The following is a 16,770-nucleotide window of genomic DNA, read 5'->3' on the forward strand; positions in this document are numbered from 1 at the left end:
GGCTGGACCTGCATGGCGTCGCTAACGCACCAGAAAATCTCGTGTTTTGTGCTGAAACAGGGTTGCCTGCTGGTCCGGGGTTGTAGTGCGCGGTAGCGGACATTGTTTCTCTCCCAACGGAGCTGAAGCTATCTCGTCCAGCCGTGCCTTATGGCGCTCCCGGCCCCGAATGGCACGTCAGGAAAGCGAACAGGCAGTTTTGGGCCGCGGCACCACGCCCCGTGGCCATAATGCCAGAAACACAAGTTGCAGGGCGGCAGCGCCCATCGGCAGCCATACAAAACCGGCCATGACCCAATGCTGCAACTCGGCAGGGTATGTACTGACACCCACCGCATAATGGCCATATGAGAGGAAGCCTGCGAGTATAAAACCAGTTATTCCCATAGATATTTTGGTGATCAACGTATTGATTGAATAAGCTACTCCAGCCGTGTTGGGGGGTGATGCTTGCCTGCCCCGGTCTATGGCATGCGTCAGAAGCACATAATAGAGGGGTGATGCGATACCCTGAGCCAGGGTCAGCGTGACAAAAGCTCCAAAAAAGAATGGTATCGAACTTCCGGCAAGCACAAGCAGTATGTAGGCTGCCACCTGTGTAACCAGGCAGGTCAAGGCAGTGCCGACCACCCCCAGCAGGCGTACGCCATGCGGGCATATGACTGCGCCGGTAAAGCCCGCTATGGTGGCGACCGTCAGCAGAATGCTGCCCAGTTCATCACTGCCACGCAAAATGATATGGGCATAGTACAGTGCAAAGCCATACAGTGCTGCCAGGCCGGAAAACTGCAGGAAGACAAGCGCATTGCAGATCCACCAACTCCGGTTCCGCGTCAGGGTGTGCAGCATCGCCATGGGGGAATGGCGCACCGGCGGGGGCGGGTATCGTGTAATGCAGACCCGCCCGACATAGCGCCAGAGTAGGGTGGCCGTAAGGGCAAGCATCATTGCGTATAGCGCCATGCCATGCTGGCGCTGCAGCATGCTGGCACCGCCCCCCAGCCATGTGATGGCGGGAATGGTCAGCAGGGATACGATGAACTGGCCACCCTGGCAGCCCATCATGCGAAAGGCGTTCAGGTCAACCTGGTCGCGTGCGCTGCGGGTCATCATCGTGCCCAATGCGCCATAAGGTGTATTGATGCAGGAATAGATGGCCCCAAATGCAGTATAGGTCAGCATGGCCCACAGTATTTTCCCCTGCGAAGAAAAGGGGGCAGGCAGGAAACACAGGCAGCCCAGCAACCCGAACACCACGGCAAGGTTGCGGATCAGGCGGGGCACGATGTGCCCGCCCTTGCGGTCTATGATATAGCCGATGGCAGGGTCACAGAAAGCATCGAAAATCCGTGCCGCCAGCAAGATCCACCCTACCGCCACCACAGGCAGGCCATATATGTCCGTATAATAGAACATGAGGTAGGAGGATGTCATGCCCCACATCAGGTTGGAGGACAGGTCGCCGCATCCATAAGCAATCTTCTCACGCAGGGAAACTTCGGTGATGATGGATGACATGGGCGCCTCCCGACAGAGAATGAGCGACTACAGGCGGCCTGCCCTGAGCGCGCCGGCAAGATGGTGGCAGGCCCGCATGCTTACGGCCATGACGGTCAGTGTCGTGCCCAGCGCCCCGCCAGTGGGAAAGCACGAGGCATCCGTGACAAACAGGTTGGGTACATCCCATGACTGACAGAAGGGATTGAGCACGGATGTTGCCGGGTCATTTCCCATCCGTGCGCCACCGCTTTCATGAATGGCAGCGCCCATGGTCAGGCTTCTGGGGAACATCGTGCGTATGAACCAGCGGATGGGGAACGGTTTATCAGGATACAGCCCTGCACCTTTTTCTCTCAGGCCGAGGGGGGAAGCCCAGAAGTCAACCTGTCCGCCGCATGCTTCGATCATGTCTGCACAGTCACGGATCTGCCTGTGCAGCATGGCGCGTTCGTTGGCGTGTGGAACGCAGCGGATATGGGGCAGGGGCACGCCCCATCGGTCGCGCCGCTGTGGGTCAAGGGTGATGGCATTGTCATGATAAGGCAGCATTTCCCCAAAACCCATGATCGTGACCGGCATATCCTTACCCGGTTCCGAAGGATGGCGGCCTATGGAACCCTGGAACGTGTAGCCGCGCATGAAGGCTGGGTCATGCGCTTCGCAGGCATTCTCATAACGGGGAACGTACAGTCCTCCGGTCGTGCCGAACAAGGTATGAGTGGGCAGGGGCTCATCTTTACCTTCACGGCACGACGTGGGCCAGCGCCCGAACATGAGGCTGGGGCACTGATCCATGAAATAATGCCCAAGCAGGCTGGAACTGTTGCCCAGCCCCTTGGGATGCAGGCGACTGCGCGAGTTCAGCAACAGGCGGATGCTCTCTATGGGGGAGGCGCACACGACTACTGCCCTGGCCTGGCTCACGCCGCGCTCCCCCGTCGTGCGGTCGGCATGGGACACACCGGTCACGCGTCCCGATGCAGGGTCCGTCAGGACTTCGCACACCACGGTATCCGGGCGGACCGTCAGCCTGCCGCCCGCCATTGCCGCCCGCAGCGCGCTGGACAGCGGGCTGCCATTATGTGGATTGATGCGCCATGGCACTACATGCCGATCTGGCCACCGTGTCTCGACCGCCGTGCGGAAACTGCGTTCTTCCGGTGTAAGGGGGGTGGACTGCGCCATGATGCCATCGGGCGCGGTTTCGATCCCGTCACGGGTGCCGTGGATGCCAAGAAAAGTTTCCACCCTGTCATACCACGGTGCCAGATCGGCATAGGAAAAGGGCCAGTCCACGCCACCGTCGCCCTTGCTGGCACCCCTGAAGTCATGGTCGGACCAGCGGAACAGCACGCGCCCGAATGTATGCAGCCGCCCGCCCGTCTGCCGCCCGCGTATCCATAGGAAGGGGGCATCCTTCGGGGTGGTATAGCCATGCTGGCGGTCATTGACGAAAAGATGCTTCAGCGTTTCACGGAAAAACGCTACGCGAGACTGGATATGCTGGCCTGACAGGGTAGCCCGGATGCGGGGAAAGAGCTGTATGTTATCGTTTTTCCCCCCGCGTGGGGGCTTGAGATCGCTGTCTGAAAGCGTACGTCCCGCCTCGATTACGAGTACGGACAGGCCTTCATCTGTCAGGGTCTTGGCGGCAATCCCTCCTGCGGCGCCTGAGCCGACGACAATGACATCGTATCGCGTTTCGGTCATATTCCATTCCTGATGGAGCAAAAGCATGGACGGGTTTGATGGTTATGTCCGCAGCATGGTCCATGCACCGTCCCGTGCGCCGGATTGTAAAGCGGCTTCGACAAATCCCAGCCCGCGCACCCCTGCCGCCAAACGGGGTAGGAGCGGCGCATCAAGCCCCCCGAGCAGGCGCGCCGTATCGCTGTAAAGGCGGGCAAAGGCTTCCAGATACCCTTCGGGGTGGCCACGTGGCAGGAAGGAAGGGGTCAGGACAGCACTACCACCGCGTGCGGTATGGGTGGTGCGGCCATCCATGGTCGAAAGGGCCAGGGTATCGGGCTGCTCCTGCTTCCATTCCAGTCCGGCTTTTTCGCCGTACAGCCGCAATCGCAGGCCGTTGCCGCAGCCGGTGGCAACCTGGCTTACCCATAGGCTGCCTATCGCCGCGTGCGAGAAGCGAAGCTGGAGCTGGGCATCATCGGGTACGGCGCGACCGGGTACAAGCCGCGAAACCCGTGCCGACAGGCTCTGGCACTGCAAGCCGGATACGAATTCCGCCAGATGGAAGGCATGCGTACCAATATCACCCAGACAGCCCCCCGCGCCGCCAGTCTGCGGGTCAAGCCGCCATCCGCCGTTGCTGTCGGCGTTGCCTAGCCAGTCCTGAAGGTATTCGACCTGAATGTTCCTGATTGCCCCCAGCGCGCCTGCCTGTACCAACCTGCGGGCTTCCCTGACCATGGCATAACCGCTGTAGGTATAGGCCATGACCATATCGTTCGCTTTTGCAGTGAAACGACTGGCAAAATGCTGTGCCTGTTCCAGCGTAAGCGCCAGCGGCTTTTCACACAGCACCGGAATACCCGCTGCAAGAAAGGCCGCGGCAACAGGTAGGTGCGTGTCGTTTGGCGTGACGATAATGGCAAGGGCAATGCCATCTGGCCGGGCGGCCTCGGCCCGTGCCATCTGTGCCCAGTCGGCATAGGTACGCTCGGGTGCCAGCCCCAGTGCCCGCCCGGCCGCAAGGGCCTGTTGCGGGTGGCGCGACAGACATCCTGCCACCAGTGAGAACTGTCCGCTCAGGGCAAGCGCGCGTCGGTGGACATCACCCATGAAAGCACCGGGCGCGCCACCAATCATGCCGACGGGCCATGTCTTCATGGTATATTGTCCGTTCCTGACAAACCCAGGCAATGCTGCCGTTCCTGCGTGGAGAGGGGGCTGGCTGCAAAATCATCAAATGACTGCTGTGTCATCTCGATCATGTGGCGCTGTATGAAAGAGGCACCTTCACGTGCACCCTGTGTCGCGGATTTGAGACAGCATTCCCATTCCAGCACCGCCCAGCCTTCATAGCCATACTGCGTCAGGCGCGAAAAAACGCCGTTGAAGTCAATGTGCCCATCGCCGGGGGAGCGGAAGCGGCCTGCCCGGTCGCGCCAGTCCGCAAAGCCGCCATAGACGCCCTGCCGGCCGGTAGGGTGGAATTCGGCATCCTTTACATGAAAGGCGCCAATCCGGTCATGATAAAGGTCGATGAAGGACAGGTAATCCATCTGCTGGAGCAGCATATGACTGGGATCATACAGGATGGCGCAGCGCGGCGGATTGCCGAGCAGGCCGGCAAAGCGTTCAAAGCTCGTGCCATCATGCAGGTCCTCGCCGGGATGCAGTTCAAAGCACAGGTCAACCCCGACTGCCTCGAATGCTGTTACAATCGGTTGCCAGCGGGCTGCCAGTTCCGAAAAGGCAAGGTCGATCAACCCGTTATCGCGTGGTGGCCATGGATACAGATAAGGCCATGCCAGCGCGCCGGAAAAGGTAGCATGGGCTTTAAGTCCCAGCCGGGCCGAAGCCTGGGCTGCAAGGCCAAGTTGTGTAACGGCCCATTGCGTGCGCGAAGAAGCACAGTCCCGTACCGACAGAGGGGCAAAACGGTTGAACAGAAGATCATAAGCCGGATGGACCGCCACGCACTGACCCTGGATATGCGTGGACAGTTCCGAGATCACCAGGCCATGTTCTGCCAGTGTGCCCCGCACCGCATCACAGTAATCCTGGCTGGAGGCTGCCTGTGCCAGGTTGAATATATGATCGAGATGTGTCGGGAGTTGTAGTGCCCTGTAACCCAGGCCGCCTGCCCAACGGGCCAGGCCGGACAGGGTGTTGAAAGGAGCCTGTGCTCCGATGAACTGGGCAACAAAGAGGCCGGGCCCTTTCATGGTGTGCGTCTTTCAGTCAGATCCCTGATGAACGCGATGCCACGGCGGAGCACGGGCACCGGCTGCGCACAGGCATCAAGTTCCAAGATAGGGCCGCATCGCAGAGGAGCATGGCCCAACTGTGCGGCCAGTTGCCCAAAATTGGCCCTGCCATCGCCCAGTTCACAGAAAAAGGCACGGTGGCGGGTATGGATATCCGTATCGATGGGGGTATCGACCGGCATGGCGCGGGTTGCATCTTTCCAGTGCATCGCCACCACCCGTTCGCGGTGGCGGGTGATGAGGGCAACCGGATCACCCCCTTCCAGAATGATATGCGCCGGATCGGGGCACAGGGAAACATAACGCGGATCGGTCAGGAGCATGAACAGGTCCACATCACGCGGGGCGCAGGCGACGGTATGGGATTCCGTATGGATGGCCAGTGTGATGCTATGGCGTGCGGCAGCAAACCCCATGCGGTTGAGCAGCCCGCACAGGGGGGCTGCAAAGGCCAGATCAATAAAGGCAGACGGCGTGGAGAGAAAAGTCTGACGGCAGGGAAGGCCCACCACAAGGACGGACCCGCCCATTGCGCAAAGGAAGCGGGCAGCAGCATCGACTTCAGTCAGGATCTGCGACTCAGTGCTCGCGTAATGGCCTGCAGGCATGCGATCCAGCGCCGCGAAGAAACACGACCATACTTCCAGCCCCCTGATGCCCAGTTCATGTTTAAGCGACGCTTCCGAACCAAATGCCGCAACCGCTCCCATCTGGTCGAAGGGGGGGAAAGTCATTTCAATGCCGGTTATGCCCGCTTCGTGCAGGCTGTCCAGTATCCGGGTCCAGAATGCGCGGCCATCTGCACGGGCTAAGTTGGTGATGTCCGCCTGTGTTGTCAGTCTCCAGAACGCAGGATTATAGAAAGTGACCAGGTCGGTTCCAATTTTCACCCGTGCGTGCTCCCTTACCGCCTGGAGAGGGCGGCTTTATGGACTGAGTGCAATACTTAATCCCTGCATACAGCAATGAAGCAGGAATGCAAGCGCTTGCCATCAGTCTTGGCAGGGGGGCAGGTGGACTGTCGTGCCATGAAGGTTGGTGCAAGGGCGACAAGGCGCGGGACTGTAATTTTGCCATTGTGCAGGTCGCCCAGTAACTGCACGGCAACACGGCCCAGTTCCACGGCGGGCTGGATGACAGTTGTCAGGCTTGGGGTGGTGAAGGCAGTGTAATCCATACCGTCAAAGCCTGCTATGGCTACGTCCTGCGGTACGCGCAGGCCGCTTTCCATAACGGCATGCATGAACCCCAGTGCCAGCGCATCGCTACAGCAGATCACGGCGGAAGGACGGTTTTCCAATGCTACGAAGGCCTGTCCGGCTTTCTGGCCCGAAGGCATGTCGAATGGGCCGCCCTTCAGGCGGATCAGCGCGTTGTCAAGCCCTTGGGCCGACAGTCTCTGCTTCACGGCGCGATATCGGATCTGTTCATGCATTATGTCTTCCGGGCCAGAGACAAAGGCGAACTGGCGGTGCCCGCGTGCGAGTAGGTGATCGACGATTGCCGTATAACCATCCGTCTCCTGTGTCATGACGCTGGTCAGGCCAGCCGCCGTCAGATCTTTGAAGATGCTGACAATTGGCAGTATCTTCTCTCCTGTTTCGCTATCTGTCGGGGGCAGCCACTGCTCTGCAGCCACCAGCAGCGCGCTGTCCGCTACGCCGGTCTGTAGGTACCGGATAATATCACGGGCCGATATGGTCTGCTCCAGGCATTGCTGCAGCATGACATTCAGGCCCTGGGACTTTGCTTCTTCGCATACCCCCAGCAGTAGTTGGGTGAAAACCGGGGAAATCGCCTGTCCCTTGAAGCTGGAGGCCAGGACAAGAATGGTATCCGATGTGCCGCGACTGAGGTTCCGCGCGGCAATATTCGTTGCGTAACCGAGTTGAGAGGCAACTTTTTCAACTAGCCTGCGTGTTTCGCTGCTGACCCGGTCGGGTCTTGAAAGCGCGCGACTTACGGTGGAAATGTTCAGACCGGTCTGTTCCGCCAGATCTGCCAGGGTTACGCGTTTGGCCACCTTTTCGGTGTCTCCTCTTTGTGTTCAATGCCCGTTGCTGGGCCGTAAAGTTTTCAGGTCGCGGGGCCGGTTCTGCCCGGGTGCCTGAAGTGGACAGGATATGGTGCCTGCGCCCCGACGTCGAGCGGCAGAATGTCGATGTTCCCCCAAAATCTGTAGAGGGGCGCCAGTGTGGAACGGCGATTGATCCATATCATAATGCGCGTTCTGTATTGGCCCTGCCATCGGGTATATGAAGTCTAAACGTAACAGAAAGCATTTGTCGTGTATTATCTGACTGTTAAGTTTTTAAGGCCATATCAGGTCGTGGGGTAGGGCGGTTGTGATCATCGAACCGTTTCACAGTGCCGGACAAAAATAAAAAACAGAGTGTATTAACATTTAGATAATAATATTATTTTAAAATATTTTTTCCTCATCTGGAGGTGAAATTCTTTACTGCTTTGAGAATGGTCATGAACAATCAGATTGCTTTCATCCGTGCCCGGTTGCAGACAGGAGAGTGGACATTCGGCCTGGGTGCAGGGAAACCTCTGACCACGATCATGCGCTTTGCAGCAGATGGCTGTATACAAGGGTATGAACATCCAAATGAAGCCCGTTGGGATATCATGCATGATGGGCTTGTCATCTATAACAGCAAGGCCATCCCCATGTGGAAGCAGGTCCGCACGGCAGATGACGAAACAATCATCCTGCAGGCTGTTGCCGATCCCGGCGTGCATTTTTCCCTTCGGCCCACCATACAGCATAACGTCCCGTTGTCTCCTGCCCGGTTCCTGTTCCCGACAGACCTGAGCATGACCCCTGCGGGCATTACCCGCGTCCTTCTTGTCGGGTCATGCCTCACGGCCCTTTATTATGAGCAGTTCAGTCGGCTGTACCCAGATGTGCATTTTGACTATATTCCGTTCAATTACGCCGGCAGCCTGCCCGATTGCCCGCCGATGGGAGTGGAAACCTATAATTTCCAGTATATCCAGATCCCCTTGCGGTCTATCCTGACAGACAGGGTCATATGGGCGATGAGGTTGGGAACCCCGGGTTTTCTCGACCAGGTCCTTGAAGATGGATATGGCATCATGGATACGATGCTGGATTCCGCCCTGGGTTATAACAAGGTCCATGGTCTTCTGACTTTTGTCGCCAATTTTTCCGTCCCGCAGATGAATATCGTGCTTTCATTGGCGGAGAGGCATGGGGCAGGGGATCTTTCACAGGTCGTGCGTGAACTCAATGCTTATCTTGCCCGGAGTATTCGAAAATACAATAATGTCGTTTTATGTGATGTTGATGCACTGGGTAATAGTCTGGGCAAGCAGTATTTTCTTGATGACATGATCTATTTCTATTCACATGGCGCCAGTTTTTTCCAAGAAGAATGGGATCGTGCGCCGCATAATCGTATTGAAGCCGTGCCAGCGCTTGATACATTTTATGAATCTCATCAATCAGCATTGCTGGCAGCCGTTTATGAACAGGCTGTCTCAACATATCGCACTGTCCGACAGGTGGACCAGGTGAAGGCCGTCATCTTTGATCTGGACAATACCCTGTGGCGGGGGCAGATTGCAGAGGATTATCGCCCCGATCGCCAACCGTGGCCCAGAACAGATGGCTGGCCTCTTGGTATATGGGAAGCAATCCATCACTTGCGGGCCCGTGGCATTCTGGTGGCCATCTGTTCAAAAAACGACATGGCGCTTGTACGGGAAAGATGGGAAAGTGTTGTCCAGCCCGGGTTCCTGTCTCTTGATGATTTTGCAGCCATACGGATAAACTGGCAGCCCAAGCCAGAAAATATTCACGAAATATGCAGTCTATTTAATATAAAACCCAAGAATGTTGTTTTTGTTGATGACAATCCGGTTGAACGGGAATCCGTAAGGGCAGCGCTACCCGGCATCCGTGTTATTGGCAGCAACCCTTATCTGGTGCGTCGTATTCTTCTATGGTCAGCAGAGACACAAATTCTGCACCTGACTGATGAGTCGTCAAGGCGTGAAGTCATGGTCAAGGGGCAGATTGCCCGTGAACAGGTTCGCAGTTCAATAACCCGTACCGAATTCCTTGGCTCTTTGGGAACAGAAGTCATGATTTCCCGAATTGCGAACGGGGAAGACCGGCATCTGGGCCGCGTTCTTGAACTGACCAATAAAACAAACCAGTTTAATACGACAGGAGTCAGGTGGACAAATGAGAAGGTAACGCAGTTTCTATTTAGTGGCGGATTAATATTTACATTTTCAGTAAAAGATAAATTCGCTGACTATGGCCTTGTTGGTGTCGTATATGTGCAGGGTAATACCATTATACAGTTCCTTATGAGCTGCCGGGTTATGGGTATGGACATAGAATATTTTGTTGTTGATGAGATTGTGAAGAAAATACGCTCGGCCTCTAAGTGCAAGGCGGTGAATGCCGTCATGATGAAAACCAAGGATAATATGCCGTGTCAAAAATTATATAAGTCTGCAGGCTTTGATGTTGTAAAAAATGAAAAAATGGATTCTATATTATTTTCTATTAAAGAAAACGAGAATTGCATCTCTCCGTCTCATATAACATTAAAATAGTAGATAGCAGTTGTGGTTTTATTATTCTGATTAAGTGTTCGCTTTGGGTGCGGGTGAAATGGAAAAAGGGTCTGCGGTATGCAAGAACCTAAAAAAGAACAGGCACTGTTGCTAAAAACGCCATATGAAGTGCGCAGTAATATCGAACATTTTTTTTCGTCTTATGATGTTATCGAGATTGCAGATCTTGCAGAAGCTTCAGAATATCCGCAGGCAAGGATACTGCTCTGTGCGCTGGAGCTTACGCATGCTGCGGATATCGATACCGCATCTGATTTTGTAGCCCGGGTCTGTACGCGGTTTCCCATGGTTGTCTTTATCGAACCCTCATCAGATGGGCGGGCATATCTGGCTGGGTTGGGATACAAGAGTTTTCATGAGAATTACCGGGAAAACAGGATGTTTGGACAGATTAATGTCGGTTTTTTCAGGAAAATAGGGCATAGTTGCGGACTCTACCACATTGAGCATTTTGGCATCGAACCGACATTTGATGTGCGTGCCTGGTGGATCGTGCCGCAGACATGGTTACATGATGTGGATTACAGGGAGTTGGCTGCCCGCCCCAATCATGTATTTGATGAGACAATATTCAACATGTCGGCTTTTGTCGTTCGCGGGTTTGATGCCCCCAAGGTTAGCCTGGGTAGTGACCTGGAACTGATTGAATCCCGTCTTGTACAGCCGCACGCGCGGGCGGGTGGTTTTCTGCTTGATGACTTCCGGCATGCGCATGACCTGGGAACGCAATTATATGCCACACCTGAAGATGCCATATCCCTGCTGGGTGGTCGTGAAATCCATGCGGCTGTACTGCTCGACAGTGGAGCGACGGTACATAACGAGACCCAGGCCGGAATACAGATGCAGTGGCGCGGGATGTCTGCTCCCCAGTGGTTAGACCTTTCGGTCCATGAACTGCCCGATTGTGTAGTTGGTGGGTCAGGTTTCATCTTTTCAGGCAGGAAGCCAGTATTTGGTAGTGATTATCTGATCCCCTATATCCAGACATCCCTGCACCAGTCGGTATGGGAAGGCATGCAGAAGCAGCACCACGAGCATGTTGTGCCCGGCATTTCCATTATGGGTTTTAACCATCTGTACGGGAATTATTATCATTTCATGGCTGAAGCCTTCAATGCAGTCAGCTTGTGCCTTGATATTCTTGATGGTGAGGATGGTGAGGGGACAGTATCCATCCTGACCGGAACACTCGATCCCCTGCGGAGAAGCTATTTCAATATTTTGCTGCAGGGGCGTCATAATGTCCGGTTGGTGGAGATCGCGCGTAATGAATATGTGCGGACCGATAGGACACTCTATTGCAGCCGCCTGTTGGGCAGGGCTCTGCCGCAACCAGGGCTTGTTGCCGAAAGGGTTGCCTTCCAGAAAACATTGCTTGAAAAGACAGGCTTGCGCGAGATCGGCAGGACCGACAGGCTGGTTTATATATCGCGGCAGGACACAAAAGCTAGGCGCATTCTTAATGAGGATGCATTGATTGATCGCCTGCGGTCTCTCGGCTTTGAAATTCTTGTCGCAACCGGGACCAGTCTGGCAGACCAGATCAGAATATTTCGTGAGGCCCGCCTTGTCGTGGCAGGCCATGGTGCAGGCGTATCGAACATGCTGTTTGCCCGTGAAGGTACGGCCCTGCTTGAGCTAATACAGGCCAGTTATCTCAATGTAGGACCAATGCGCCTGGCCCAGATTGCCGGTTGCCGTTATTATTCCATGCTCTTTTTTGAAGATGGACCGCATAATGGATGGTATGTTGACATTGATCGTGTTGAATGGGCGATCCGACAGCTTCTATAGAGTAATGCTGGGCTGGAGCCGGTTTGTCGGCCTTCTCCATATTGGTATTGCGCTGCCTGGGTGTTGCCACCAGCGCGGCATCGGAGATTTGGCCTGATATGGGCAGATAACCCGCATTCCGCAGGGCCGCATCAAAGCGATCTGGAGGGATCGAAGAACCGTTGATTGGCGCGCGTGGTTCCTGATTTCAGGCTTTTGTCGTGCTGATTGACGGTTCTTGGGGTGACTTTTGATCTGCGTCTTGAGCAGATCGGACGCTGTCGCCAATGGGATAGCTACGCGGCCGCGTTCAACCTCTCGAGGAAGAGGAAGCGGCGCATGTTGTAGACGATATTGGCCAAGCCAATCCTCATGGTGGCCCGGGTAATGCCCACGGTCCGGACGAACAATCCCGTCTGCGATTTCTGATCGGCAAAGACATGCTCGACGCGGGATCGGATGACGGACTTCCCTGCGTTAGAGCGCTGGATATGGCGAGGCATGGGCTTGAGATGCGGCTTTTTCCTGTGAACCTTCGAGACGAAACCCTCTTTGTCCATGAAGTCCTCATTGGCTTTCGAGCGATACGCGGTGTCGGCCCAAACGCTTGAGGCCGTATTGGTTTTATCGAGCAAGCCCTCGCGCAGCCTGGCACCATCACTGGCGGCGGCATCCGTCGCTTTCCATTTCCGGATCAGTCGAAACTTTCGATCGATGGAAATATGCGATTTGTAGCCAAAGAACGGGATGGCGAGGTCCGTGGACGGGAGCGTCCCGTCCTCCTGCCGCTTTGCCTTCGTGAACTTCAGTGTCCATCGCGCATGGCGATCCTTGTGGGACAACTTGGCAGGCTTGTCCTGCCAGTCCTGCGGAATGCGGCCTTCCCGAAGATCAACTTTCTCCGCGTTGGTATTGCGCTGCTTTGGCGCCGCCACCAGCGTGGCATCCAGGATCTGGCCGGACATCGGCAGATACCCGGCGTTTCGTAACCGGCCGCTCTGGGCCGCCTTGATTATGCGGCCTGTCTGTGCAGTGTATTCACGGGTTTCCAGTTCCATGGCAACAGTTCGTGGAGCCGGTTGATCTTGTGCTCGTTGATACGGGCCAGGACGTCGGCGAGGTAATCGTGCGGATTAAGCCGGGAGAGTTTTGCGCTTTCGATAAGCGTCATGGCATCAGCGATGTTGTCGCCCCCGGTGTCGGATCCGGCAAAGAGATAATTTTTTCGCCCCACGCATACGGGCCGTATGGCGCGTTCGGCAGGATTGTTGTCGATGGCGACACGACCATCTTCGAGGAACAGGGTAAAGGCCTTCCACCGGTTGAGCGCATAACGGATCGCTTTTGCCAGTTCCCCCTTTCCAGGGATACGGGCAAGCTGTGTTTCGCACCATGCGTGGAATGCTGTGACACGGGGGCGGCTTTGTTCCTGTCGGACAGCCAGACGATACGGGGCCGGGTGTCCGGTGATCTGGCGCTCGATATCGTAGAGCTCTCCGATCTGTTCAAGTGCTTCCCTTGCGATTGTCGAATCACTGCCCTTCCAGACATCATGGAAGGCCCGGCGGAGATGAGCCCAGCAGGCCGCTTCGCGCACGTGCACGGTTCCTGTTGCGTCTGGTTTATACAGATCCCTGAACCCGGCGTAGGCGTCAGCCTGCAGAATGCCCCGGAACTGTGCCAGATGGGTCTGGGGATTGATCCCCTTGCGATCGGGAGAGAACCAGTAGGCCACGGCGGGCGGATCACTCCCTCCCCATGGGCGGGGATCGCGCAGATAGCTCCAGATCCGCCCTTCCTTCACGCCCCGGGGTTTGCCAGCCTGACGCAGACGGGGGTCAAGAACCTGGATGGGTGTATCATCAGCATGTAGCAGGTCTGCCTTTACGACATCCTGACGGATCAGATCTGTCAGAGGACGCAGAACGGCAACGGCCTGACCACACCAGTCGATCAGGGTTGAACGGGGAATGTCCACACCCTGACGGGCAAAGATCTCATTCTGACGATAAAGCGGAATGTGGTCATCGAATTTCGAGACCAGGATATGGGCTAAAAGCCCGGTGCCAGCCATCCCCCGTGGGACAGGGCGCGACGGTGCTTCAGGCTGCACCAGTGTTTCGCAGTGACGGCAGGATTTCTTCAGCCGTGCCGTTTCGACAACTTTCAGTTTTGCCGCAATAAAGTCCAGTATTTCGGTGACATCTTCGCCTACAAGACGCAGGGGACCGCCACAGGCAGGACAGGCCTCACCTGGGTCGAGAACAATACGCTCCCGTGGTGTCGTGTCAGAAACCTTTGGTTTGCCACGCTGCCGTGGGGGAGAGAGTGCATCATCGCTGACATCATGCTCCCTGATATCAGGAGAAGGATCGGCTGCCGCGATGGCGATTTTTACATCTTCAAGGAGCAGTTCGAGTTGTTCAATCTCACGGTCTATCTTTTCTGAACTGGCCCCGAATTTCTGTTTCTGAAGACGTGCGATCCGGATTTTGAGAGACTGGACAAGAGCTTCATACGCACGGGCTGACGCAGAAAGCCGAGCCACTTCGGTCTGCAGGGAAACAATCATTTCCCTCAGGGTATCCGGATCATCAGGCAGGACCGCAGGTGCAGACGTCATTATGAAAAAATAGCAGAAAACCTAAGAAAATTCAAAATGTTCTGCACTCTCACGCCATAAAAATCAGGCCACGCGAGACGGTGGTGCAGACCAGGAAGGGCGTCTCCACTCCATGCCTTCCCACAGCATGGCCATCTGTGCTGTCGTCAGGCGTGCAACGCCCTCTGCCGGAGACGGCCATGGAAAACGTCCCTTCTCAAGCACCTTGTAATAAAGACAGAACCCCTGACCGTCCCACATCAGAAGCTTGATCCTGTCCCCACGGCGACCACGAAAGGCAAAGAGCGCCCCTGATGTCGGGTTCTGACGCAGCACGTCCTGTGCCAGTGCTGCCAGACCCGATATGCCCTTGCGCATATCGGTCACCCCGCAGGCCAGATAGACACGCACGCCGTTGCCCACGCCAATCATGCCGTCTCCGCAATCCGGATGACCCGGGCCAGAAGATCTTCGGCAGGATGTCCCGTCACCCTGATACTACGGCCATTGCGCAGCACTATGGCCAGTTCGTCAGGATCACCGCCAGATGCCACAGCAGGTGTCGTCACTGAAGCAACAGGAACAAACGCCACAGACTGATCTGGGGAAGATAGTCTTTGACGGAATGACGTCCGCCATTGGTAAAGATGTTGGCGGGTCAGGTCATGTCGACGTGCCACATCCGATACACTTGCTCCATCCACACCAACTTCAGCCAGTATCGCCAGCTTCCGTTCATCCGACCAGCGGCGGCGGCGTTCAACGCCAATCAGGATTTCCTGGGTCATTCTTACCTCTCAAATGACGTCAATAACGACGTCGTTAACGACGTCGTTAACGACGGTAAGTTACCAGTCACAATCCTCAATCATAAGGCGGCCTCAAACGGCCGGTTACGGCGTTTCGCAGGGTGGCGTCAAAGCGCTCGAACAGCTTCTGGATGGCGCCAGCCTCGGTCAGCCGTTCACGGAACAGCCAGACCGTTTTGGCGTCAGGCACCCGGTCCGATAACGCCAGGCCGAGGAAGCGCATGAAGGACAGCCGGTCGTTGATCAGATACTCCGTTCGCTCGTCGGAGAGATTGTTCAGCGTCTGGATCACCAGGATCTTGAACATCAGCACCGGATCAAACGGGGGACGGCCACCTTTACTTCCGTCCGCATAGGCCAGAGCCCTGTCCAGATCAGGACGGAACACCTCAAAATCCACAGTCCGAGAAAACGCTTCGAGCTGATCGCCAAGGCCACTCAAACGGGCTAGTCGCTCGTCCACATCAAAGAAGCCCGGCTGCTTCATGAGCCATTCCCTCAATCATCACAGAAGAGAGGGAATCACACACAGAGGGCCAGAACCAGGGGTTTTTCGAACCCTCCACCTTCGTATCGGGGTAATGGCTCCTCGACCCTGTGTCGCGTTACCGGAAAAGCAGGGGGGCGGGCAGGGGCTTATTCTCCTATAATGATGCTCTCTTCTTCGATCTTGCTTTGGAGTGCCTTCTGTGCACGCAACTGTGCAGGCAGGAAAGGAAATATCAGGTGTTCATAGGCCGTGGCTCCCAGCAGCCCCCCGATCAGCGGGCCGACAACGGGCACCCACCAGTAATGGCCTGCCGCGGGCAGGGCAGCTTCATGCCAGCCCGCGACATAGGCGAACAGGCGTGGGCCAAGATCGCGCGCGGGGTTAATGGCCCATGCTTCCAGATACCCCATGGAGGCACCAATGGCCGCAACCAGAAAGCCTATGATCAGCGCCCCAAAATTGGCGCCCGGCGCCATTTCGTTATACTGTTCGGTAATGGCAAAGATGCCGAACACCAGTATGGCGGTCAGGATGATTTCATCGCTGAAGGCATGCCATATGCTTATGCCCGGTGCGGGTGCGGTAAAGAATACACCCGCACCGCCACCGCCCGTGCGGGTAAGCTGGTGGACATCATTGAAGTGGTTGATGACAGGGTAATACAGCGCATAGACCAGCCCTGCCCCCACAAAACCCCCTACGACCTGCGCACCCCAGTAAGGCAGCACCTTTTTCCATGGAAAGGCACGATAGGTTGCCAGCGCAAGGGTAACGGCCGGGTTGGCATGCGTGCCCGATACCGACCCGGTGGCATAGATGGCAACGGTTACCCCCAGCCCCCATACGATGCATACGCCCCAGTAGGACTGTAGGTAAGGACTGGGATCATAAAGGAGGTACATCGCCGCCACCGCATCACCAAAGGCGATGATGATGAATACGGCAAGGGCTTCAGAAATCAGTTCGCCGAGGAATGCGCGATTCATTGGCCTGTTTCCCTGTCTGTGTATGCAGGACGGG

12 protein-coding genes and 2 pseudogenes are annotated in these 16,770 nt (G+C 56.1%); 2 read left to right on the forward strand and 12 right to left on the reverse strand.

Annotated elements, in window-relative coordinates:
* Positions 1-177 precede the first annotated feature (177 nt).
* Genes GLX_RS01005 through GLX_RS01030 form a run of 6 tightly spaced genes read right to left on the reverse strand, consistent with a single transcriptional unit; the run spans position 178 to position 7,476 of the window.
* Positions 178-1,518 (reverse strand): MFS transporter, encoded by a 1,341-nt coding sequence (locus GLX_RS01005; protein WP_014104193.1) that lies wholly within the window; start codon positions 1,516-1,518, stop codon positions 178-180.
* A gap of 27 nt (positions 1,519-1,545) precedes the next feature.
* Positions 1,546-3,210 (reverse strand): GMC oxidoreductase, encoded by a 1,665-nt coding sequence (locus tag GLX_RS01010; RefSeq protein ID WP_041247040.1) that lies wholly within the window; start codon positions 3,208-3,210, stop codon positions 1,546-1,548.
* Between the two features lie 42 nt (positions 3,211-3,252).
* A complete protein-coding gene (locus tag GLX_RS01015) occupies positions 3,253-4,350 on the reverse strand; it encodes a Gfo/Idh/MocA family protein (protein WP_014104195.1) in 1,098 nt (365 codons plus the stop codon).
* Positions 4,347-5,411 carry a sugar phosphate isomerase/epimerase family protein gene (locus tag GLX_RS01020; RefSeq protein ID WP_014104196.1) on the reverse strand — a complete coding sequence of 355 codons (1,065 nt, stop codon included), beginning with the start codon at positions 5,409-5,411 and terminating at the stop codon, positions 4,347-4,349. Before GLX_RS01020 ends, GLX_RS01015 begins: the two co-directional genes overlap by 4 nt.
* Positions 5,408-6,343 carry a sugar phosphate isomerase/epimerase family protein gene (locus GLX_RS01025; protein ID WP_014104197.1) on the reverse strand — a complete coding sequence of 312 codons (936 nt, stop codon included), beginning with the start codon at positions 6,341-6,343 and terminating at the stop codon, positions 5,408-5,410. The genes GLX_RS01020 and GLX_RS01025 overlap by 4 nt, the downstream gene beginning before the upstream one ends.
* A 56-nt stretch (positions 6,344-6,399) precedes the next feature.
* The gene (locus GLX_RS01030) at positions 6,400-7,476 is read right to left on the reverse strand and encodes a LacI family DNA-binding transcriptional regulator (RefSeq protein ID WP_014104198.1); all 1,077 of its coding nucleotides are present in this window, start codon (positions 7,474-7,476) and stop codon (positions 6,400-6,402) included.
* A 455-nt stretch (positions 7,477-7,931) separates the two neighbouring features.
* Between GLX_RS01030 and GLX_RS01035 the strand changes: the two genes are divergently transcribed.
* Positions 7,932-10,052: an HAD-IIIC family phosphatase gene (locus GLX_RS01035; protein WP_081477913.1), complete on the forward strand. Its 2,121-nt coding sequence runs from the start codon at positions 7,932-7,934 to the stop codon at positions 10,050-10,052.
* Between the two features lie 78 nt (positions 10,053-10,130).
* Positions 10,131-11,870, forward strand: a complete 1,740-nt coding sequence (locus GLX_RS16440) for a glycosyltransferase family 61 protein (RefSeq protein ID WP_014104201.1) — start codon at positions 10,131-10,133, stop codon at positions 11,868-11,870.
* A gap of 275 nt (positions 11,871-12,145) precedes the next feature.
* On the opposite strand, the pseudogene GLX_RS01045 reads toward GLX_RS16440, so the two are convergent.
* From GLX_RS01045 to GLX_RS01070, 6 genes and pseudogenes are all read right to left on the reverse strand, one after another.
* Positions 12,146-12,838: pseudogene (locus GLX_RS01045) on the reverse strand (transposase); the annotation flags it as partial.
* 23 nt (positions 12,839-12,861) lie between these two features.
* The gene (gene tnpC / locus GLX_RS01050) at positions 12,862-14,472 is read right to left on the reverse strand and encodes an IS66 family transposase (RefSeq protein WP_007397838.1); all 1,611 of its coding nucleotides are present in this window, start codon (positions 14,470-14,472) and stop codon (positions 12,862-12,864) included.
* Between the two features lie 63 nt (positions 14,473-14,535).
* On the reverse strand, positions 14,536-14,883 hold the full coding sequence (gene tnpB, locus GLX_RS01055; RefSeq protein WP_010510701.1) for an IS66 family insertion sequence element accessory protein TnpB: 348 nt from the start codon (positions 14,881-14,883) through the stop codon (positions 14,536-14,538).
* The gene (gene tnpA, locus GLX_RS01060; RefSeq protein WP_007400224.1) at positions 14,880-15,239 is read right to left on the reverse strand and encodes an IS66-like element accessory protein TnpA; all 360 of its coding nucleotides are present in this window, start codon (positions 15,237-15,239) and stop codon (positions 14,880-14,882) included. The genes tnpB and tnpA overlap by 4 nt, the downstream gene beginning before the upstream one ends.
* A gap of 109 nt (positions 15,240-15,348) precedes the next feature.
* Positions 15,349-15,747, reverse strand: a pseudogene (locus GLX_RS01065) (transposase); the annotation flags it as partial.
* Positions 15,748-15,896: 149 nt separating this feature from the next.
* Entirely contained in the window at positions 15,897-16,736 is an 840-nt protein-coding gene (locus tag GLX_RS01070; RefSeq protein ID WP_014104204.1) for an MIP/aquaporin family protein, read from the reverse strand.
* Between the last annotated feature and the right edge of the window lie 34 nt (positions 16,737-16,770).

The sequence above is a fragment of the Komagataeibacter medellinensis NBRC 3288 genome (genome assembly GCF_000182745.2).
Classification (GTDB): domain Bacteria; phylum Pseudomonadota; class Alphaproteobacteria; order Acetobacterales; family Acetobacteraceae; genus Komagataeibacter; species Komagataeibacter medellinensis.